Below are 21,126 nucleotides of genomic sequence, written 5' to 3'. Positions count from 1 at the left end.
TGAAAACTATCGCACTGACGAGCCAGCCAATAACCGACTACCGACCCGACAATACTGGGAATTATACATTTCTTTGGTATCAAGCCAATAATCCTTCTTTGTTCTTTTTATAAACGAAAAGTGAGGGATGTGCTTGGCGTTCACTCTGCCCAAGATTCACATATCGGAAGTCGAGTTACGAAGCTATCCGTGATCTACTCAACACGTGATCAAGCCTTAAAGAAGACAATTAAATTTTACGTAGAAACATAAATGATTATTTGAACTCGCTTATTAAAGGGCTCTTATAAATTAACTACCCCCGAAACGGAGCAAGATCGATCCCTTCTATCTTACAAACAGCCTTTATTGTTGAATCGTCACAAAGGCATTTTAAATAAGCAGCAAGGTTTTCAAACATTAACGGGGATTTTTCGATTGGTAACGACCACTGTGCCAACATAAATAAAAAATAATCACATACGGTTAGCGTATCCCCAATAAGATATTGGTTATATTTGAGTTGATTATCAATAATAGCTAGGGCTTCTGCAATTCTCTCGTCTTGTGCAGCAATAATATTGGAAATGGTTGCTGTATCATTTGTATGGCGATGTGGATAGTAACGTACCATTAGTTCGGCTTGTAGCGTGTTATTTAAAAATGCTAACCATTGATAAAATAGAGGGCGCTTAGGATCTCCCACCGCCGGCATTAAATTTGATTGAGGATGCAATTCACAAAGATGAATACAGATAGCCGAACTTTCAAAAATAGGCTGTTCACCAATAACTAATGTAGGGATTCGGCCTGCTGGGTTTAACTTCAAATAATCTGCTGATTTTTGTGCATTAGACTGCTTATCAACTAACAACAATTCATAATCTACATTTAAGTGATGTAATAAGAAGTGAGGTGCTAAACTGGCATTATTGGGATAGTAATAAAGCTTGAACAATATCGACTCCTTGTCTAATCGTTTTTTATTAATGCATTACATTAACTCACCCTATAGATTACAAGTTAACCATTCAGTTAAAAGCGCGACTAAATAACCTTATTTTTTTAAATTTTTGCGAGCTAGGCGACAAAACACCACTACTAATCGTTGTCTAATCTCACCCTATAAAATTATTTTAATAATCATACGATTGTACAGCTAACGAAGATAGATATGAATAATATAACGATAGCACCATCACAAGCTACAATAGCATTAACAACAGATTTGCTTGCTGCTCAAGTAAACGCAGAACTTACGTTACATCCTCTTGATTTAGTCAAAATAAAAGGTTCATACTCGCAGTTTTTTGCTTACTTTGAGGCCAAATTAGCCCCCTATATTGATGGCTGGGTTGATATGGTGAATCGCGATCATACAACTCTAGCAAATCTTGAAAGTGACTATGGCTATTTTGCTTTTGCACATTATCTCGCACGTCAATATGATCCTACACGCTGGTCAGAAGAAGTGATGGTGATGACGAAAGGCTTTATTAATATTACTGATAAAAAGCTTTCTTTTAATCCTATCAGCATTCATCATATTTACGATTATCTGATGACAGAATTATTAGATATGAATAATTTAAAACACCAGCTACGCCATTTATTGATTACCGATAATATTAACTATTTATACCGCAACACTCCACCTTGTATTCACCGATATGCGGTTGACGATTCAGAAAATATAGCAAAACGTATTCAGCAGAATATCTGTTTCTTATTCATGTTATATATCAAAACAATCGCGACAACGACAAAATCAATGATTAACGGTAAATAAGCACTGATATCAATCTCCACATCATTCCTGATGTTTTATATTAATGAATGATGTGGTGATAGTAATCAGTAACAGTCTTAACGGGATTATCTTACAGTAGCTGTCTTAGTTTATGTTCAACTAATGGGTCGTTAGGAACCAGTTGTTGCGCCATTTCTAGTAATTGAATCGCATCTTGTGGATGATCATCTTGATGTTTCAAGGCTATATCAATCAAAGGTTGTACATCAATTTGAGCTTGATGCTCTTGTACATGCGCTTCTTTTTCATCAATCAAAATATTATGTGCTTTACTCAATAACCCTAATCGGTGTTCTGAATATGCATTGGCCTTACTTAGGCTTTGATAATAATCTTCTTTAAAGCGTAATGTTTTTGTTTGTTGACGAAACTGAGCAATATCAAGTTGCTGATGGCGAATAAAATCAACAGCGACCTGCTTATAGAAACCAAACTTATTAAGGTAAGTAGCATGAGTGCCATGCCCCATTCCAAATACACGTAAATGGGTCAATTCTGGATAACGTTTGGCATGTAAGCGATCGATATTATTGGTGGGATCGTAAATAATATAGCCTTTAGCTTTACCTAAATCGAGATCATGGTAATCCCCTTCCCAATCAAATTGCTGCGCTAGTTCAGTACTAGAACGACTATCCCACGGGGCGATGGTTTTATTCTTGGTACTCACTGGATGAAATAATAAAACTTGATCAAGTTGCAATAAATTGGCAAAAGCACCCACCGCAAAACCACCACGACTGAGACCATAGCCTAAGCGATAGCTAAACGGTTCAAGCAACGTAGTTAACTGTTCAAGAAAGAAAATTAAGTTACGACTACGAAACCAATTACTCTTTCCTAAATGTTGAAAAGAGATAACATTCACGTTCTGTTTTTTAGCGAGGTGGAATCCCCAAGGTGCAAAATTCTCATCAATATCTTGCTGCTGTACGTTGGTTCCCGCAGGCGAAAATGTAAACAGTAGCGGCTTATTTACATCAACAAACTCATACTTAACAAACACATCATCAAGTAAGTCCCCTCCTGACATTGGAAGTTGCGCTTGCTGCTGTGAACGAGAGTGTGTTAGCCACTCATCTAACCAATACAATAATTTCATTTTACCCACCTTTAAAAACAACCGCGGGATTGTAGCAAAGATAGGCATTAAACGAAAATTTTAGTTAGAACACTAATTATTTAATTTAACTTGCTCGATTTTAAAGATAAAAAATATTCCATACGGTTTTTTACTTTTTAATGAAAAATAAACCAAATAATATTGACCTGTCTATAGCTTTACACTTCATACTAGCCAAATATTAACAATACACATATACACATCGGATCCGTCATGTATTTGATTTCAGAATTAGCGACTAAAGCAGGAATATCACGTACCACGCTACTCTATTATGAGAAGCAAGGGCTGATTAAAGGCCACCGACTGGATAATGGATATCGTCATTACAGTGAAAGCGATTTGCAACGGTTATTTTTAATTAAACAACTTCAAAGTGCAGGCTTGACGCTAAAAGAATGTCAAAGCTGCTTAGAAGCCAAGTTGGATAAAAGTATCTTGTCAGAACGGTTAACTCAACTGACAGAAGACATTCAAAAGAAGACCCAAGCGCGTGAGTTGTTATTAGGGTTACTTGGGGAACGATCACAGCGAGAATTACACAGTTCTTTAAGTAAAAGTGCACCCAATGTTCACCTTAACTGGCTCAACACGCAAGGCTATGATGAAAAAGAAGCTCTCAGACTAAAGTGGTTATCAAAAGACATGAATGAACACAATGCGTACATGAACGATTTTATGACAATATTTACACCATTAGAGCAATGGGCTCCGGGTAGTAAACAAGATACCTTAAATGCCATATCACTGATGCCTAATCAGCAAATGCGCCGTATTTTAGAAATTGGCTCAGGCAAAGGCGGATCGACAGTATTACTGGCTAACAATACCAAAGCACATATTACCGCGGTAGATAATGAACCCGTTGCAATTGAACAACTTAATCAAAAAATCAAAGACTCACAATTGGTCGATCGTATATCACCTGTTTGCGCATCAATGACAGCTCTACCCTTTGAAGCCAAGAGTTTTGATGCTATTTGGGCTGAAAGTTGTGTTTATATTATGGGAATGGAAAATGCACTTCAACAATGGAAACCGTTATTAAAAGATGATGGTATTCTGGTCGTCAGTGATTTGGTTTGGCTTACTGATATGCCTGATGAAAACGTTAAACAATTTTGGCTATCCAATTATCCCGATATTCAAACGATACCTACAAGACTCAAGCTATTTCAGGCTCAAGGTTATGACGTAATTGATCATTTTTCACTGGGGCTAAACGCTTGGGAAAATTATTGGCTACCATTAAAAGCAAGGGTTGAAGCATTACAACCAACCATGCCAACCTCTCAAGCATTACTGGATGTAGAACAAGAAATTGGTATTTATGAAACCAGTGTTGCCAAAGATTTCACCTATCATTACTTTATCGTAAAACCGAGTAAATAAAGCTTATGAGCACACCATCATTAGTTGATTTAGGTTTACGTCCCTTTTTCCAACAACAATTATCGTTAGAAGAAGTCGCAAACTGTTTCCTTGGACGAATCATTGAACAACATAAATCCGACGTGATTATCTTAGCTGGCGATGATGCACTAAGGTATAAGCTACCACCAAATTTTGAGGCAATATGTGTTGGCGACTGGGTGGTTTTTAATCAAAACAGATTGGTTCGCGTTCTTGAAAGGCAATCCCTTTTTCAGCGAAAAGCCGCAGGTAGTAGCCGAGACCGCCAACTTATTGCAGCAAACCTCGATGTGGTATTTATCGTTAGCTCACTTAACGACGATTTTAATTTAAATCGAATCGAACGTTATTTAGCGCTGGTAAAAGAAACCCATGCCGAGCCTGTTGTGATCTTAACCAAAGCTGATTTATGTGATGACGTAGAAGATATTCGACAACAAGTTCAACAGTTAGACTCACTGTTAAGTGTTCACTGTGTTAATGGGCTTGCCCACAATAGCCTCTCCGCATTAAAAAGTTATTGTCAGCGTGGTAAGACCGTCGCCTTTTTAGGTTCATCTGGCGTGGGTAAATCGACACTGGTCAATAATCTACTTAACCATAATGAAATGGAAACCAATGCGATACGAGAACAAGACAGCAAAGGACGTCACACAACAACGTACCGTACTATAAAATGGCTACCTGAAGGCGGGCTGTTGATGGACACCCCAGGAATGCGAGAACTACAACTTAGTGATGTAAAAGAAGGGATAAAACTCACATTTGCTGATATTGAATCTCTCGCTACTGCATGTCGTTTTAAAGATTGTCAGCATCAAAATGAACCCGGCTGTGCGGTAGTAAAAGCAATCGCAAACGGCGAATTATCGACAAGAAGATTGAATAACTTTCATAAACTATTACGCGAAGACGCTCATAATAGTGCGACATTGGCACAAAAAAGAGCAAAAGATCGCACCTTTACTAAAATGGTCACCGCCATTCAAGATCAAGCGAGGTCGATAAAAAAATTCAAATAAAAGAAAAAACAGCATAATCATCTTGACCTTCCCTGTAATGGAAGCTTTATGCTGTCATTCTAATAACAAATACATATCGAGCTCATCATGAAAAAATTATCTTTAGCTATTGTTTTATCAGCACTACTTTCTACCACTGCATTTGCAAGTGAAAATGTGGTCGATCACAGTCATGCAATGCCAACTAAATCAGTCGTTAGTCTACAAGCATCACAAACAATGATGAAAGACTCGATGGCGGCAATGTCAGGTATGCATACGTTAAAATTAACCGGTGATCCTGATTTAGATTTTATAGCGGGTATGCTTCCTCACCATGAAGGGGCGATTGTGATGAGTGAATCAATTCTACCAACACTGACTAACCCTGCGGTGCATAAATTAGCACTTAATATTATTAAATCACAAAAAGAAGAAGTGGTTTATATGAAGCATTGGTTAGCCACACACAAAGAAATACCACTAGCACAACGTGATATTGCTAACTCACAAGAAATGATGACCAAATCAATGAAAATCATGCACAACATGATGGAAGTTAAATTAACCGGTCATCCAAATGTTGATTTCATTGCGGGTATGATCCCTCACCATGAAGCAGCAGTAGAAATGGCAGAAGTCATCATGCCTTATCTAAAAGATCAATCAACGAAGACTCTCGCACAAAGTATTATCAAGTCACAACAACAACAAATTAGCTTTATGAAAACATGGCTAAAAGATAATACACCAGCGACAGTGCCTGCGAAGTAAATAAGATCACACTTACTTATACATAAATCCGACTTAAATAAGTCGGATTTATTTTATCTGTTTTTAATCAATCGAAAACTCTCGATATTGACCACTTTCAAGCCCAGCTACCGATAAGTGTCCTACCGATACACGATGCAGTGCTAATACTTCATTTTGAAAAAAGCCAAACATACGTTTCACTTGGTGGTACTTCCCTTCAACCAATGAAAGCCGTGCTTGATACTCTGAGACGATCTCTAAATGCGCGGGCTTAGTGGTGATATTCTCATACCCAAAATAAATACCCTCTTTGAACACGGTAATATATTCTTCAGTAACAGGTTTTGATAAAGTCACTTCATATACTTTTGCGAGTTTGGTTTCAGGTAAACTTATTTGACGTGACCATGTGCCATCGTTAGTTAACAACACTAATCCTGTCGTATTAAAATCTAACCGCCCAACAATATGTAATTCATCTTTTTGAGGATGATCAATTAAATCTAATACAGTTGTATGTTTAGAATCTTTGGTCGCACTGACAATACCTTGCGGCTTATTCAACATAATATAAATCGGTTTATTATCTTGAAGGCTGTGACCATCTAATTCAACATGCATAAATTGAGTCACTTTCTGATGCGTTGAATGTGCAGCTTCTCCATCCACGATGATCCTTTTCTGAGCAACCAAAAGACGAGTGTCTGATATAGAGTAAATACTATGTTGACTTATAAAACGATCGAGTCGAGTGGTAGACGATTTCATAACATAACAATATCCGCAGTATGTAAAAATGCATTCGAAAATGTACTTTTTAAGAAGTGAACATCTTTACATATAACAACAAAAATAGAACAGCTATATTTTGAAAATTAATGTTCAGGTGTACTTGATGTTATTTACTTTTAATAACACTTTAAATATTGATTAATTATCATGGGCTAAATATGATATTATTCTGTTAAATATTTCACCACAGAGTTAATTTTTTGAAATTCTCACTCTTACAATATAAGCGTCAAACTCTCGCTTCATGGTCACTGATTTTAGTGAGTATTGTGCTATTAGTGTGTATTTCTCAAAATTTAGGCCTTTCTACATTATGTTCTTTAACGCCGATAACTGACGCAACTGAACAGCTTCAATCTCATCCACAAACGCACTCAGATCTAGAAACGCAATGCAGTAATAGTGAGCATCTTGTTAATGCCAACACGATTAACATTGATTTTGCGATTCCAATGTTTATCCTCGCCCTTGTTATTATTGCAGCGATATTAAAGCAATCGGAGGTTAAGTACTTCCCTCCTGAGCCAACAACCTCCTATGGTGTACGGCGACATTTAGCTTTTTGTACCTTTCAAGAATAAACACAATCAGGGTCTGAAGATCGAGCATTATTACGCCTTAAAAAACCAAGGCATCATAGTGTGTAATAACAGCCCCTCCTAATACTTATATCTTTTTATATAATTATTCACGGAGCAACATTGTGTTTAAAAATCAAATTATTAGTACTGTTTTATTTACGGTATCGTTAGTATCAGTGCTATTTCTAGCGACGATCCCTGTCGCTACGCCATCGTTAAAAACAGGCATGTTAACCCATCCACCAGCACAACTCTGTTTAATACTAACGGAATTACTCAATCACGATACGGTGATTCAAACACTAGAATTTGGAAGGGGGAAATAATAATGACAACTAAAAAAAACCAATCGAAAAAAGCGACCAATATAGCAACTAAGCTATGGCTAAAAGCAAAAGAAATCATAAAACTGGTGCTCATTTTATCACTCTTTTTTATCGCTATAGATGCTTGGCGCAGTAAAGATATGCCATCAGACGTGATCCCTACATTAGCGGCAAATACACTGGATCAGCAATGGGTTGATATTAAAAAGATGAGTGATGAAAAACCCGTATTACTCTATTTTTGGGCGACATGGTGCTCAGTGTGTAAATTTGTTAGCCCTAGTGTTGATTGGCTTGCGGATAATCATCAAGTGGTATCGGTTGCGGTTACATCTGGCGAGAACCAACGGGTTGCCCAATTTATGAAGTATAAAGAATACAATTTCCCAGTCATCAATGATCCAACAGGTAAAATTGGTCGAGAATGGGGCGTTACTGCGACCCCTTCAATCATAATCATTAAAAATGGTCAGATTTCGTCAATAACAACCGGAGCAACAACCCCGATAGGCTTATGGTTACGGCTGATTTTTGCTTAGCTCGTGATATAAATCATGTCATAGTTACTACCAACAATGGTTGTTGGTAGTAACTTATGCAATAACTATCGTTGTAAAATAAGCTGTGCAAAATAGCCGAATTAACGCTTAAATTTATCAGCCCATTGTGGCCATATAGCCGCGAGATCCATGTATTCTTCGATAGTATCAGCAATACAATCAATGCCTTGCTGACGAATTTCATCAAAATCAGGAGTTTGGGTCGCTTCTAAACCAGCCCACCGTAAAATAGCATCACATGCACCTTGTTGTTCGAAAATACCATGCAAATAGGTGCCAAACACTTGATCATCACAACCTAATTGGCCATCAGGACCATCGGTTAACTGTAATGGTGCATTGGCACTCACACCTTGAGTAACACCCGCATGAATTTCATAACCTTTAACGGTAACAGGCATTTGATTAGGCATGGTTAGTGTGCCCTCTGTTTGTTGCAGGCATTTGTTTTTCTCAATGGTGGTAGCAATAGATAAATACCCTAAACCTTGGCTAACCCCCGCTCCACCTTCAATGGCATGTGGATCAGCAATGGTTTCACCTAGCATCTGATAACCACCACAAATACCCATCACTTTGCCGCCTAAACGCAAATGACGTTGGATCTGTTTATCCCAACCTTGTTCACGTAAGAACGCTAAATCACTGCGAACGCTTTTGGTTCCTGGGATAATGATTAAATCGGCGGCAGGAAAAGGCTGACCTTTGCCGACAAACTGCAAGTTAACTTGCGGATGCATGCGCAGGGGATCAAAATCAGTATGGTTACTGACGCGGGTTAAAACAGGCACTACCACCTTTAATTGATGATCAGCGGCATCAACTTGTTGGCAGTTAATCGCATCTTCAGCTTCTAACATTAAGCCATGTAAATACGGTAACACGCCTAATACTGGCTTACCTGTTTTTTGTTCTAGCCACTCTAAACCCGATTCAAGTAACTTAATATCACCACGGAAACGGTTGATAACAAAACCTTTGACCCGCGCTTGTTCTGATTCAGACAATAACGCTAACGTGCCATAGATATGAGCGAACACCCCACCGCGATCAATATCTGCAATAATGATCACCGGCACATCGGCTTTTTCAGCAAAGCCCATGTTTGCCACATCATTTTCACGTAAGTTGATTTCAGCAGGACTACCCGCACCTTCAATAACAATGGTTTGGTATTGTTGTTGCAGCAATGCGAATGATTCCATGATCGGCGCCATTACCACTTTCTTGTAGTTATGAAAACCCACAGCATCCATATCAGCTAAAGCGTGACCTTGTACGATCACTTGTGCGCCAACATCGGTATTGGGTTTAAGCAATACAGGATTCATATGTACACTAGGCTCAATACCACAGGCTTGAGCTTGAACGGCTTGTGCTCGCCCAATCTCACCGCCATCTTTGGTCACAGCGCTGTTTAATGCCATATTTTGTGATTTAAACGGTGCCACACGAATACCTTGGCGTGCCAACACGCGACATAATCCAGCCACCAGCACACTTTTACCTGCATCTGACGTCGTACCTTGTACCATTAATGCACGTGTTGTCGATTGTAATGTATCCGTCATTTCCTAATTCCATATTCATATAATAAAAGTGAGTAATCGCAGATCATCGTTATCTATATCGAATTAACCATCTTAGCTACTGCTCATATTTGGTAATAAATCATAAAAAACAAGTTTGAATAATCATCAATCTGGTGTATATGATAACGATTATCATTTTTTATCACTTCTTTTTTATGAATTATCTTATTTTACCGACCATGTTGGTATGGCTATTGTTGGCAATTAGCATCGGTTGTGCGTTAACAAAAACAACTTCTTGGCGTATACCACTACTATTGTCACTGATCACAGCCGTAACGTTTAACGTTTTAACAGTTATCGGTGCAGCCATTATGATCAGTGGTATTGCTATTGCCAGTTTTACTGCTCGGCAACAATCTAAGCCCTTGATCTACGCGGGTCATACCATTGTGATTTTGTGGGTCATCGGGCTAATTCTACATTTATACCCTGGTATCAATAATTTGTTGGTGCTTGATCACGTCAATAGTGGTCCACTTAGTCGACCGTTTACGCTTTACTTTAATATCGATAAACCCATGCTTATTTTTGCACTGCTACTACTCGTGCCCAATATAGTAAGCAATAACGAATATAACTGGCATCATCTTTCGCTCTCACGCATGCAAAAAAGTATTATTGGTGGCGGATTAATCACATTACCGTTATTAGCATGGGCATTACAACTGGTGCAGCCTGAATTCACTTTACCGTCATGGTGGTGGATCTTTGCTATTAATAATCTCATTTTTACTTGTGTCGCTGAAGAAGTACTTTTCCGTGGTTATATTCAGGGACTGCTATGTAAGAAATTAGCTCCACCTATAGCGATTATTATTGCGAGTGTTTTATTTGGATTTGCACACTTTGCTGGTGGTCCATTGTTTATCGTAATTGCGACACTGGCTGGCATACTTTATGGTTTAAGCTATTATTGGACTAAGAAGATAACGGTCGCTATCGTGGTTCATTTTGCATTTAACTTACTTCATTTAGTCTTTTTTACTTACCCACTGCCCTTGTAATAATGCAAAATAAAAAAGAAGTCTTATCCCTTCTTTGAACACAGCACCGTGTGCTTCAAAAGCATAAACAGGGATAAGGAACAGGATGGAATGTCACAATTATTGCTTATAGATGTTCTCAATAATCCAACACTATTATTGAATGCTAATCATAAATGCAGTTATCAGATCATGACTGAAGCCCGCCACCTCTCATTATTAGGGCAATTAAAGGCGTGTTGTGAGCGGGCGAATATCGAACACGATCTTCCCCTCCACACCCAACAGCAATTACTGTCTGGGTTTCACAGCTACCAAAAACAACAACAACAATTGTTACTTGAACATCAATATCTCACTGAGCACTTACAAGGGGTTATTAGTTCATGGCGCTACTTACGCGGTAGCGCCTTGCAATTACTTGATAACGATATGTTTGCTGGCAGAATTAAGCATAATATTGATATTTATGTTCCGCAGCAACACGTTGCCAATGTAGAAAAAGCACTGTTAAATAATGGCTGGCGCTATAAAAACATCGCTGATTATGAAGAAACGTTTTATCGTCGTTGGGCACAACAAACCACGCCATTGATCCACAAACAAAGGCGTACTGAGCTGGCAATTCACTTTCAATTATTACCTAAAACATTAATCAACAAACTCGACCCAACCCCTTTACTCCACCACCACTTATCACCGCCATTGTGTGAACCTGCCACATTATTATCGCCAGATGCAATGGTACTTCATCAAGCAATTATGTTATTTCACCAAATGGATTACCATTATGGCTTACGGGATATTTACAGCCTATATTTGCAGTTTGTTTTCTTCAGTAAAGACCCCACGTTTTGGCATAATTTAATTCAACTTCACCAACAAGTCGGCAATGATAATAGCCTTTATCTTGCGGTCAATTTATGTCACCGCTTATTTGATTTATCTGTGCCTGATAATGTATGGGCATATTTTAAGCAACATAAGTTAAACCGATTATCCTATTGGTTCTATCAACAACATTTTATTGATGCCTTTCTCTACCAGTTTCCTTTGCATCGCAACATTGGTTATCGTGACGCCGTAAAATCACTGCGTTTTCGTGGCCGTTTAAAACAAATGCCAGTCTACTGTATTGTGCCGCATATTATTAAACGATTAATTGTTAATAGTATTCCGCATGACGATGAAGAAGTGATCAACTAAATACGACTAACTTCCAATTATCATTCTTTGATACCTAATAAGACAGGCACGCGTAAGAATTCTCATGTTACTATGCTAAGCCATTCTCAAGGAAGGAAGAAGAATTTGGATAACATGCTGTTTTACAAAACATACCCACATAAACAAAGTAAAGAGTGGGTCGTATTTGTCCATGGTGCGGGGGGAAGCTCTGCTATTTGGTTTAAGCAAATAAAAGCCTATAAACAGCATTTTAATTTATTGCTCTTAGATTTGCGTGGTCACGGTAAATCTAACACCATGTTTCAGGATGTAATGGACAATCGCTATACCTTCAAAATGGTGACTAAAGATATTATAAATGTGCTTAATCATCTTAAAATTGAGTCGGCTCACTTTGTTGGTATCTCATTAGGAACAATCATTATCCGCCATCTGGCTGAACTGGCGCCAGAGCGAGTACAAACCATGACATTAGGTGGCGCGGTAACACGTTTAAATACACGCTCTCAAGTGTTAATTAGCTTGGGGAACTTGAGCAAACATGTTCTGCCTTATATGTGGTTATACCGTATATTTGCTTATGTAGTGATGCCACAAAAAAACCAGCGTCAATCACGTCATTTATTTATTCGAGAAGCTAAAAAGCTTTGCCAACAAGAATTTAAACGATGGTTCAAATTGGCAACGGATGTTAACCCGATTATGAAATACTTTAAGGAAAAAGAACTCGCTATTCCGACTTTGTATTTAATGGGTGAACATGACTACATGTTTATTAAGTCTGTCAAAGAGATGATTAAACGTCATCAAAATAGTGTGTTAACCCAATTATCAAATTGCGGCCATGTATGTAATGTTGAACAGCCAGAAGCATTTAATCATCATTCAATTGAGTTTATTCAATTGCACAGCCAACCATTACCGGCCCACTAAAATAATAAAACCCAGTGAGAATTGAATCTCACTGGGCTTAACATGCTGTACTGAAACACGCTTTAGTTAAATAAACCGAGCTTACATCGCGACCACTTTATTTAAAAAACGCTGTAATTGAGCGGTAACAAATTGTGGTTGTTCAAGGTTACTAATATGCCCAGCCTCAGGAATCAGCACATATTCACTGCCATCAATTGCGTCATGCATTAATTGTGCTTCAAGTGGCGGGCGCGGATTATCTTCTAAGCCAGACATAATTAATGTCGGAACCGTAAGTTGCTCGATATCATCAAACGTATCACGACGCCCAAACACCATGCGTCCCATCTCAGACACTGCCACCGCACGTTCACCTTGTAATTGTGCAAGAGAATTACGGAATTCACTCACTAACTGCGGATTATGCAAGTGACCATCACGACGGAAAAATAATGGTGCAATCATATCGATCAATGGCGCAGGAACATGTTGCTGATCGCGTAAAGTATCTAACATCGCAAAATATCTCGCGTGCAATACTTCAGGCTCATAACCTAAGAAGGTATCCATTAGTACTAATGCCGTCACTCGCGCAGGCGCTTTAAGGGCTAATTCTGCGCCCCACATCCCCCCCACGGACAAACCAATAACAGCAAATTTTTCAATCTCTAAGTGATCCAATAATGCCAACACGTTATCAGCATAATCACGCAATGTTCGTGTTGCTGATGGCGCACTGTCAGAGCCACCATGCGCCCAAAAATCTGGCACAATACAACGGTAATGTTGGCTTAATACCGCGATCTGCGGTGCCCACATTGCACTATCCCATAAATAGCTGTGACCAAAAACAAGCACTGGCCCTGTTCCTTGATCACGGTAAGTCATTTGCTGACCATCAATAGCGAATGTTTGCATTGCAGGTATCCTTTCTTGATTCACATATCGTGAATATTAATTCGTTATTTTATTATTAAGCTAAGATTATCCATCTGAATTATCACGCACATTATCATAACCGTTACGCCATTGATGTAACTCGATACTTATTTCTAATGTGGACTAATCCTTGGCGATAGAACACCCACGCGCAGAGTCCAGCGGCAATATTACCCAACATTGCGCCAGTGAACAGCCCTGACAAACCTGCGAAATGCGCACCCAACCATAATACGGGCAAATAACACACAAATAATCGTAATGCAGAAATCAATAAAGCTCGCATCGGTAATCCCATGGCATTACAAACAGAAACCATCAGCATGCAAACTCCTAATGCACCAAGACTAATAGGCACCCGCGTTAAATGGATCATCAAAATGTGTTGTACCGAACTATCACTGGTTAATAGCTGGGTTAACGACGGCGCACTTAAAAAGAGCACGATCGCGATAACCACTTGCCATATCAATACAAATCGCACCGCTATCATGATCAATTTTTCAATACTGGCAATATCTTTACGACCAAGTAAACGTCCCACCATCGGTGGCATCGACATGGTTAATGCCAAAACGATAACCAGTGAAAAGAACTCTAATCGTGATCCTAATGCCCAAGCAGCAACGGTTGCCGCACCAAAACTAGCCACTAATTTTGTTGCTAAAATGGCAGAAACAGGGGGTAACAATTGGCTTAACATTGCTGGAGCCATGATATGAACTAATTCTTTGATGGCTTTATAAACGGCCAATCCACGCCAGTCAAAACTCAACCATTGGCGTTTAAATAATAATGGAAACACCACCAGCATACCGATGCTAAACGACACAATAGTCGCCCATGCCGCACCATTAATACCCATATTAAAGGTAAACATAAACAGTGGATCTAAACCAATATTTAGCACACTGGTGATCACCATCATAATGCCGGGTAACAAGGTATTACCGTTGGCACGACAAATACTGTAGGCAAAGTACACCATCGAACCGCACCATGCACTTGTTAGCCATACGGGCCAATAGCTATCAATAACACCAAAAACATTATCAGGCGCACCAAGTAACCATAACAACTGATGTCGGCCAAACCAGATTGCCGCACACAGCGCCATGATGCCAATATCGCCAAGGATCACCACTACCCCGCCTAATTGACGCGCACGATGATGATCATTATTACCTAATACCCGTGAAATTAAGGCGGTAGTTGCAATTCCTAATCCCACTTGTAAACCAATGACTAACATTTGCATCGGTAAAGTAAAACCTTGCGCGGCTAACGGTAAAATACCAAGTTGGCCAATAAACGCACTGTCGACTAACTGAAAACTCATCAGTGATAATACGCCAAAGAGCATTGGCCATGTCATGGTAAACAATTGATGAGCTAAACTGCGGGACGCTGGAAGTGTCATTGTTTTTACATTCATAATAACAACTTAAATAAAACGTTAGTAACGAGTACAACGCATCGATTTTCGACTTGGTACTGATTACCAATAAAAAATCCCCGCCATAGCGAGGATCAAAAATAACTTTAGCTGTAAATTAACGAATAACTAATTTAACAAGATCAGCCGGACGGTAATAAACAGATTTCAAAACTTTACCGGTGCGGATCAGCTTACCATTGACTTCAACATCTTGTGCACATTTAGCAATGATATAATCACCTTTGGTACTTGCCATCAGTGCAACACCTTGCTCGGCGTAAAAAGCTTCAGTCTCGTCATACTGCTGCTGGCTACGACATACTTTGCTCATGTTGCTTGAGTGGACTTCATTCCAACAATCAATGAATGTAAATCCTAAACGCTCAGACATCTGCAATAAAATATCAATCAAGTAACTGATACCAATATTATCAGTGATTTTTTTATCACCTAAATGTACTAAACGCCCCATTAATACATACACCGAATCAACAATCGCGTCAGCTTGCTCAACCAATGAATCAGCTTCAGCAAGCTCTGTCATTTCTTCAACCGCTAATGAAGTATGTAATGCATCAGCTTGAGCATCTAGGCTCGCAGGGGTTTCAATATCTAAGTCAAAGGTGGAACGAAACTCTCGAATATCGCTGTAAAGGTGATCGAAAAGGGGTTGGTCTAGCGCAGAAAGCTTCATTCGAATATCCTTGTTTCAGATTTAAGGGAAGAGATTATTTTATTACTCACAGCGCAAGGTTATGCTTAATAAAATAACACGACGGGCAGAGATACTAATCCAATCTCGTACCAGATACAAAACCAATCACCTAAAATCTGTTAGCTTGATGACAAAATAGACTTAACCATTATAGCAATGAGTTAAAACGTAACAATTGAGATATCATTATTCGTATTTAATCACTTGCGAATTAAAGGAAAGCCAATAAAATTTCAACCGTAACTCTCTATGTTGAGATAATAATATGTATGTTGGAGAAGTGATGATTGCAGGTCACCGTGGCGCGCGCGCAGTTGCCCCAGAAAACACATTAATATCCATGAAAGCCGCGGCAAATGCTGGCGCTACATGGATTGAAACGGATACCCAACTTTGCGAGGATCTCATTCCCGTTATTATTCATGATAAAAGTGTCCGTCGTTGTACCAATGGTTCCGGAAGTGTGCGTCATAAGCCACTCAGTGAACTAAAGCAATTAGATGCAGGAAGCTGGTTTGCTGCTGAATTTGCCGATGCTACCATTCCAACATTGACAGAATTACTGCAAGCTTGTGATGATTATGGCTTAAATATCAACCTTGAAATTAAAGTCCATTATGAGGAAGAAGTTGAGCTTCAAGTTCGAAAAACCATTGAAACAATTAAAGATTATGGTTTCGATACCGATAGGCTCATTTTATCTAGTTTCTCTTATAACGCAGTAAAACACTGCTTAAAACTATGGCCTGAAGTTCGCCGAGGCTTAATCATTGAAGACTGGGTGCCAGACATCGCTCGTTTAGATGCCAAACTTAACCTATACAGCATCCACTTAGATCACCACTTACTCAATGAGAAGTTGGCAAAAGAAATTACGGATGCAGGGAAAGTACTACAAATATGGACCATGAATGATCCTCAGCAAATAGATAAATTTACCCGTTGGGGTGTTAGCACTATTATTAGTGACAACCCTGGTTTATTAATCTCAGCAGCAAAGCAATAATCACCACCTCTTAATATATTGTTCACGAGTCAATGAATAGCCAATATTGACTCGTAACAAACCTCACTTTCATTTCCTCTTATTCTTTTTACACCCCACATATTGATTTTCATCTATATTTTATACGGCAGTTTTATTACCACTAAAAGTGGAACTTTACATTTCAAAACAATATAAACAATTTATGTTTGATATCATTAAAATGTAAAAATATGTTTATAGAGAATATAAATTAAACCCCATTTATTTATAACTCTCTTTTATTACACACAATATCAGATAATTATGCCAACAACTGTCTAACGACAACTTATTTGATGCCTAGTGGAGCACATTATTCATGTCAGCTTATGACACCGTCTGTATAATGGCAGCCATTGCTGTCTTTATCTCAATTATTAACCACCGTATTGGTAAGTTTCAACCAACCATTGCCATCACTGGCTGGTCAATTGCAATATCACTGACTCTCTTAACACTCAGTAAATTAGGCTATATTCCTCATAAAGAGGAACATGAAGTCATTCAGATGATACAAGCAGTCAACTTTGATGACTTCTTACTCAAAGGCGTATTAGGCTTTCTCCTTTTCGCTGGTGCATTAAATATTCAATTGCCTCACCTTAAAGATCAAAAATTTGAAATCACGTTTTTAGCACTTATTGGCACTCTTTTCTCAACCTTCTTCATCGGGATTGTACTGTGGGCGCTATTTAAACTTTGTACCATTGATATCGATTTTATTTATTGCTGCCTATTTGGTGCTTTAATTTCGCCAACCGATCCCATTGCTGTTTTGGCTATTGTTAAAAGACTTAATGCTCCTCAACGTATTTCAACTCAAATAGAAGGCGAATCGCTGTTTAATGACGGTGTTGGCTTGGTTATTTTTGTTACCTTATTTGAAATTGCATTCAGCAAAACAGCGCCAACAGTCGCTAGTACTGCGCTATTATTTGCCCGTGAAGCATTAGGGGGTATTGCATGTGGTGCGGTTATTGGAGTGGTGTTCCACTTCTTAATTAAAAGCTCACATGACAATATGTTCCGCTTAATTTTAACGATTCTAATTCCAACATTTGGGTATGTCGTTAGTGAACATATTGAGGTCTCTGCACCATTGGCGATGGTGGTTGCGGGTATTATTATTGGTAACTGGACTCGTAATTCAATCTCAGAAGAAGCTGCGCATCAAATATCACATTTATGGGAACTCGCTGATGAGATCTTAAATGCGGTCTTATTCTTATTAATTGGCTTAATGATGATCACGTTCACCTTCCATGCCATTGATATCGTAGCAGTAGTGATTGCAATTCCATTAGTATTACTGAGCCGTTACCTCAGCGTAAAATATTCTTATAAAATCTTTAACCGTTACCGTACCTATAACCCATTATCGATTAAAATTCTAACATGGGGTGGATTACGTGGCGGTCTAGCGCTTGCGATGGCAATGGCGATTCCAAGCGGCATTCCAATTGGTTTTAGCCCAGACATTGATGTAAAAGAAATCGTGGTGTTAATGACTTATGCTGTAGTTATTTTCTCTATTATTGTGCAAGGTTCAACAATTACACCAATGATTTACAAAGCGAAAGCAGAACAAGAGAAAATGGATCACACACCAGCAAATTCTGCATCAACAGTGAACATTTCAAATACCACAACAGAAACTAATACAACTAACAGCTAACAGCTAACCAGACGCGATTGTAAGCTCAATTTAATAGCCACTGTTGATCACGGTGGCTATTTTTTATGTTGTTATTTTTATTCAACAAATACGTAACAAAAATATTGACCATCGCTAAATTAGTCATATGATAATAATTACCTATTGATGAATAGTTATGACGCTTATGAGCAAGGATTGCACTCTCGTTGAATGGGCTACAAATCGTATTTGGTATTGTGATATGCCATACCGAGTAGCCGGTGCACCTATGGGTCACCGAATGACCATTATTCGATTAGATAACCATAAACTCTTTATCCATTCCCCCGTTGAAATAACCACATCCTTACAACAGCAACTTAGCCAACTGGGTGAGATTACCTATGTGGTAACACCTAATAAAAACCACAATATTTATCTCTCTGATTGGTGGTTAACTTATCCTCAAGCGTATTTTTATGCTCCTCCGGGGCTAGTATATAAGCGAAGCGATCTTACTTTTGATGGTGCGCTTAGTAGTCACACCCCCTCCCTCTGGCAAGGACAATTACTACAAACGGTAATCAGAGGCAGTGACAGCATGGAAGAAATTGCTTTTTGTGATCCACAATCAAAAACCCTGATTGTCGGTGACGCATTAGCATGGATGGTCGACAGTCATCACCCTCTCACCTTTGCTCTTGCTGTAATTAATGGTTGTTATTTTCATCCAGCAATGCCTTTGTATTGGCGGATCACCTTTCGCAATCGCACCCAATTACGCCAATCAATTCAAGAAATCCTAACATGGCCTTTTGATCGTATTATTTTGTCTCATGGGCGGGTGATAGATAACAATGCAAAAGCTTATTTTTCCGCCGCATTTCAGTGGGTAATACCGCATAAATTAAACATCACACCAGTTCAATAAATAGAAACACGCATATTTATCGGCTATTTAAATGTATAAGCATTAATTTATGTGCAAGATCAATATTGCTCTTATTTTGAAGGCGCATAGTAATAAAATAACGGTGGAAACACGCTCTTATTTATTCTTTATGCAATAACAAACCGTCGAGGTTAGGAGTTAATTAATGAACCTTTTTAAACTTTACTCTCGAGATATTCTTGGTCTTGGTGTCGTTGGCTTTTTTATATTAAGTATTCTCGGTGTTATTTTTGGGACAATTGCATTCTTCAATTATGCCTGTGGTAACACAGCATTAGCTGCGTCAAATGTGCATTTAGCGTTATCACACATTATCTTTGTTATTCCCGCACTGATCATCGGTCACTATATCAACCGCCCAGCTTGGGTTGCAGAGGTAGATAAAATTAAATTTGCACGCGAAATACAATGATCACACACAAAAATAACCCAGCTTCATCGTATTATTTATTGTTGATCTGCAAATCTCTCACGTAACATCGTCACCATTGCGCGCGTTTTTTCTGGTAAAAAACGCCGTGATGGGTACACCACTGTCATCATGATATCGGAGTAATTAACATCCGTTAGCACTTGCACTAACTTTCCCTGCTGTAAAGATTCTTGCATTAAAATGTTAGGTAACAACGCGATTCCCTGCCCTAAAATAGCCATCTGCTGAATCATATTAATATCTTCAGACATTAACCGTAACCGTGTTCCCTCTTGCAGCAACGTTGAATTATAACGGCTCGCTAATAGCCAATGCTGTTGCAGCTCAGCCGTTGATTTAGGTTCCGTATGCTTTTTTAAATAATCAGGTGATGCAAATAAACCATTACTAGAGGTCAAAAAGGCTTGCTGTACATAATCTACATTAATAATTTCAGCCATATTTGGCAACAACTGCAAATCAATATTTTCCCTTTCTAAATCAACACTTTCCTGCAAATAAAGCAATTCTAACCGCACCAATGGAAACTGGCTTGCATAAGCATCTAATACTTCTGCAAACATTGGCGACGAAATAAAAGATGCTGTTGCAGCTAAGCGCAAAACACCTTGTAAACTGTTTTGCTGACTTTCAAGTAAATTAACCGCGTGATTCACTTCCGTTAATGGCTGGTTGATATGTTGATACAATAAGCGTCCATTTTCAGTTAATTCTATGTGGCGAGTAGTACGAATTAATAACTGACAATGCAGCGCTTTTTCTAATTCTTGTAAGCGCCGGCTAATTTTTGAACGTTGTAATCCATGCGCTGTTGCCGCAGCACTGATTCCACCATGACGTACCGTTAACATAAACAAATACAAGTCATCCATTGATGCTTTCATTATGCGTCCCCACATTGTCCTATATTTAGCTCATAAGTGTGACATTTGTCGCAGTATTCTAGCAAGTTAATTTTTCTTAT

At 38.7% G+C, this 21,126-nt stretch carries 22 protein-coding genes; 14 read left to right on the top strand and 8 right to left on the bottom strand.

What is annotated here, in order from left to right; genetic code table 11:
- Window positions 1-295: 295 nt before the first annotated feature.
- Entirely contained in the window at window positions 296-937 is a 642-nt protein-coding gene (locus ACJZU6_RS18140; RefSeq protein WP_408901011.1) for a glutathione S-transferase family protein, read from the bottom strand.
- A gap of 216 nt (window positions 938-1,153) precedes the next feature.
- Here ACJZU6_RS18140 and ACJZU6_RS18135 point away from each other — a divergent pair, with 216 nt between their 5' ends.
- Window positions 1,154-1,768, top strand: coding sequence for a hypothetical protein (locus tag ACJZU6_RS18135; RefSeq protein WP_408901010.1), 615 nt, complete (start codon window positions 1,154-1,156; stop codon window positions 1,766-1,768).
- 91 nt (window positions 1,769-1,859) lie between these two features.
- Here the strand turns inward: ACJZU6_RS18135 and ACJZU6_RS18130 are convergent, their stop codons facing one another.
- A complete protein-coding gene (locus ACJZU6_RS18130; RefSeq protein ID WP_080156159.1) occupies window positions 1,860-2,891 on the bottom strand; it encodes a cytosolic protein in 1,032 nt (343 codons plus the stop codon).
- Between the two features lie 234 nt (window positions 2,892-3,125).
- On the opposite strand from ACJZU6_RS18130, the gene ACJZU6_RS18125 reads away from it, so the two are divergent.
- The 3 genes from ACJZU6_RS18125 (at window position 3,126) to ACJZU6_RS18115 (ending at window position 6,100) form a co-directional block, all read left to right on the top strand.
- On the top strand, window positions 3,126-4,304 hold the full coding sequence (locus ACJZU6_RS18125) for a MerR family transcriptional regulator (RefSeq protein ID WP_080156160.1): 1,179 nt from the start codon (window positions 3,126-3,128) through the stop codon (window positions 4,302-4,304).
- Window positions 4,305-4,309: 5 nt separating this feature from the next.
- Window positions 4,310-5,347: a ribosome small subunit-dependent GTPase A gene (rsgA, locus tag ACJZU6_RS18120; protein WP_408901009.1), complete on the top strand. Its 1,038-nt coding sequence runs from the start codon at window positions 4,310-4,312 to the stop codon at window positions 5,345-5,347.
- An 87-nt stretch (window positions 5,348-5,434) separates the two neighbouring features.
- A complete protein-coding gene (locus ACJZU6_RS18115) occupies window positions 5,435-6,100 on the top strand; it encodes a DUF305 domain-containing protein (RefSeq protein ID WP_107276545.1) in 666 nt (221 codons plus the stop codon).
- 63 nt (window positions 6,101-6,163) lie between these two features.
- Here the strand turns inward: ACJZU6_RS18115 and ACJZU6_RS18110 are convergent, their stop codons facing one another.
- Entirely contained in the window at window positions 6,164-6,751 is a 588-nt protein-coding gene (locus ACJZU6_RS18110; protein WP_408901008.1) for a pseudouridine synthase, read from the bottom strand.
- A 323-nt stretch (window positions 6,752-7,074) separates the two neighbouring features.
- Between ACJZU6_RS18110 and ACJZU6_RS18105 the strand changes: the two genes are divergently transcribed.
- The 3 genes from ACJZU6_RS18105 to ACJZU6_RS18095 all read left to right on the top strand — a co-directional run bounded on the left by ACJZU6_RS18105 (window position 7,075) and on the right by ACJZU6_RS18095 (window position 8,320).
- On the top strand, window positions 7,075-7,455 hold the full coding sequence (locus ACJZU6_RS18105) for a hypothetical protein (RefSeq protein WP_408901007.1): 381 nt from the start codon (window positions 7,075-7,077) through the stop codon (window positions 7,453-7,455).
- A 122-nt stretch (window positions 7,456-7,577) separates the two neighbouring features.
- Window positions 7,578-7,781: a hypothetical protein gene (locus tag ACJZU6_RS18100; protein ID WP_080156165.1), complete on the top strand. Its 204-nt coding sequence runs from the start codon at window positions 7,578-7,580 to the stop codon at window positions 7,779-7,781.
- Window positions 7,782-7,783: 2 nt separating this feature from the next.
- Window positions 7,784-8,320 (top strand): protein disulfide oxidoreductase, encoded by a 537-nt coding sequence (locus ACJZU6_RS18095; RefSeq protein WP_408901006.1) that lies wholly within the window; start codon window positions 7,784-7,786, stop codon window positions 8,318-8,320.
- Window positions 8,321-8,421: 101 nt separating this feature from the next.
- On the opposite strand, the gene ACJZU6_RS18090 is transcribed toward ACJZU6_RS18095, so the two are convergent.
- Window positions 8,422-9,912 carry a cobyric acid synthase gene (locus tag ACJZU6_RS18090; protein WP_408901005.1) on the bottom strand — a complete coding sequence of 497 codons (1,491 nt, stop codon included), beginning with the start codon at window positions 9,910-9,912 and terminating at the stop codon, window positions 8,422-8,424.
- Window positions 9,913-10,052: 140 nt separating this feature from the next.
- Between ACJZU6_RS18090 and ACJZU6_RS18085 the strand changes: the two genes are divergently transcribed.
- From ACJZU6_RS18085 to ACJZU6_RS18075, 3 genes are all read left to right on the top strand, one after another.
- Window positions 10,053-10,940, top strand: a complete 888-nt coding sequence (locus ACJZU6_RS18085; RefSeq protein ID WP_408901004.1) for a lysostaphin resistance A-like protein — start codon at window positions 10,053-10,055, stop codon at window positions 10,938-10,940.
- Between the two features lie 90 nt (window positions 10,941-11,030).
- A complete protein-coding gene (locus ACJZU6_RS18080; RefSeq protein ID WP_080156169.1) occupies window positions 11,031-12,125 on the top strand; it encodes a nucleotidyltransferase family protein in 1,095 nt (364 codons plus the stop codon).
- 114 nt (window positions 12,126-12,239) lie between these two features.
- The gene (locus tag ACJZU6_RS18075; protein WP_080156563.1) at window positions 12,240-13,040 is read left to right on the top strand and encodes an alpha/beta fold hydrolase; all 801 of its coding nucleotides are present in this window, start codon (window positions 12,240-12,242) and stop codon (window positions 13,038-13,040) included.
- Between the two features lie 81 nt (window positions 13,041-13,121).
- On the opposite strand, the gene ACJZU6_RS18070 is transcribed toward ACJZU6_RS18075, so the two are convergent.
- The 3 genes from ACJZU6_RS18070 to ACJZU6_RS18060 all read right to left on the bottom strand — a co-directional run bounded on the left by ACJZU6_RS18070 (window position 13,122) and on the right by ACJZU6_RS18060 (window position 16,093).
- On the bottom strand, window positions 13,122-13,940 hold the full coding sequence (locus ACJZU6_RS18070) for an alpha/beta fold hydrolase (RefSeq protein WP_408901003.1): 819 nt from the start codon (window positions 13,938-13,940) through the stop codon (window positions 13,122-13,124).
- A 103-nt stretch (window positions 13,941-14,043) separates the two neighbouring features.
- Window positions 14,044-15,396: an MATE family efflux transporter gene (locus ACJZU6_RS18065; RefSeq protein ID WP_408901002.1), complete on the bottom strand. Its 1,353-nt coding sequence runs from the start codon at window positions 15,394-15,396 to the stop codon at window positions 14,044-14,046.
- A 118-nt stretch (window positions 15,397-15,514) separates the two neighbouring features.
- Entirely contained in the window at window positions 15,515-16,093 is a 579-nt protein-coding gene (locus ACJZU6_RS18060) for a nucleoside triphosphate pyrophosphohydrolase family protein (protein WP_080156171.1), read from the bottom strand.
- A gap of 286 nt (window positions 16,094-16,379) precedes the next feature.
- On the opposite strand from ACJZU6_RS18060, the gene ACJZU6_RS18055 reads away from it, so the two are divergent.
- The 4 genes from ACJZU6_RS18055 (at window position 16,380) to ACJZU6_RS18040 (ending at window position 20,141) form a co-directional block, all read left to right on the top strand.
- Window positions 16,380-17,120, top strand: a complete 741-nt coding sequence (locus ACJZU6_RS18055; protein ID WP_235865782.1) for a glycerophosphodiester phosphodiesterase family protein — start codon at window positions 16,380-16,382, stop codon at window positions 17,118-17,120.
- Window positions 17,121-17,460: 340 nt separating this feature from the next.
- Window positions 17,461-18,816, top strand: coding sequence for a cation:proton antiporter (locus tag ACJZU6_RS18050; protein WP_408901001.1), 1,356 nt, complete (start codon window positions 17,461-17,463; stop codon window positions 18,814-18,816).
- Window positions 18,817-18,982: 166 nt separating this feature from the next.
- Entirely contained in the window at window positions 18,983-19,708 is a 726-nt protein-coding gene (locus tag ACJZU6_RS18045; protein ID WP_408901000.1) for a DUF4336 domain-containing protein, read from the top strand.
- Window positions 19,709-19,874: 166 nt separating this feature from the next.
- A complete protein-coding gene (locus ACJZU6_RS18040) occupies window positions 19,875-20,141 on the top strand; it encodes a hypothetical protein (protein WP_408900999.1) in 267 nt (88 codons plus the stop codon).
- A 35-nt stretch (window positions 20,142-20,176) separates the two neighbouring features.
- Here the strand turns inward: ACJZU6_RS18040 and ACJZU6_RS18035 are convergent, their stop codons facing one another.
- Window positions 20,177-21,046 (bottom strand): LysR family transcriptional regulator, encoded by an 870-nt coding sequence (locus ACJZU6_RS18035; protein ID WP_408900998.1) that lies wholly within the window; start codon window positions 21,044-21,046, stop codon window positions 20,177-20,179.
- Between the last annotated feature and the right edge of the window lie 80 nt (window positions 21,047-21,126).

The organism is Photobacterium piscicola (genome assembly GCF_046058925.1).
Classification (GTDB): Bacteria; Pseudomonadota; Gammaproteobacteria; order Enterobacterales; family Vibrionaceae; genus Photobacterium; species Photobacterium piscicola.
This window is presented reverse-complemented; position numbering and strand designations above follow the sequence as displayed.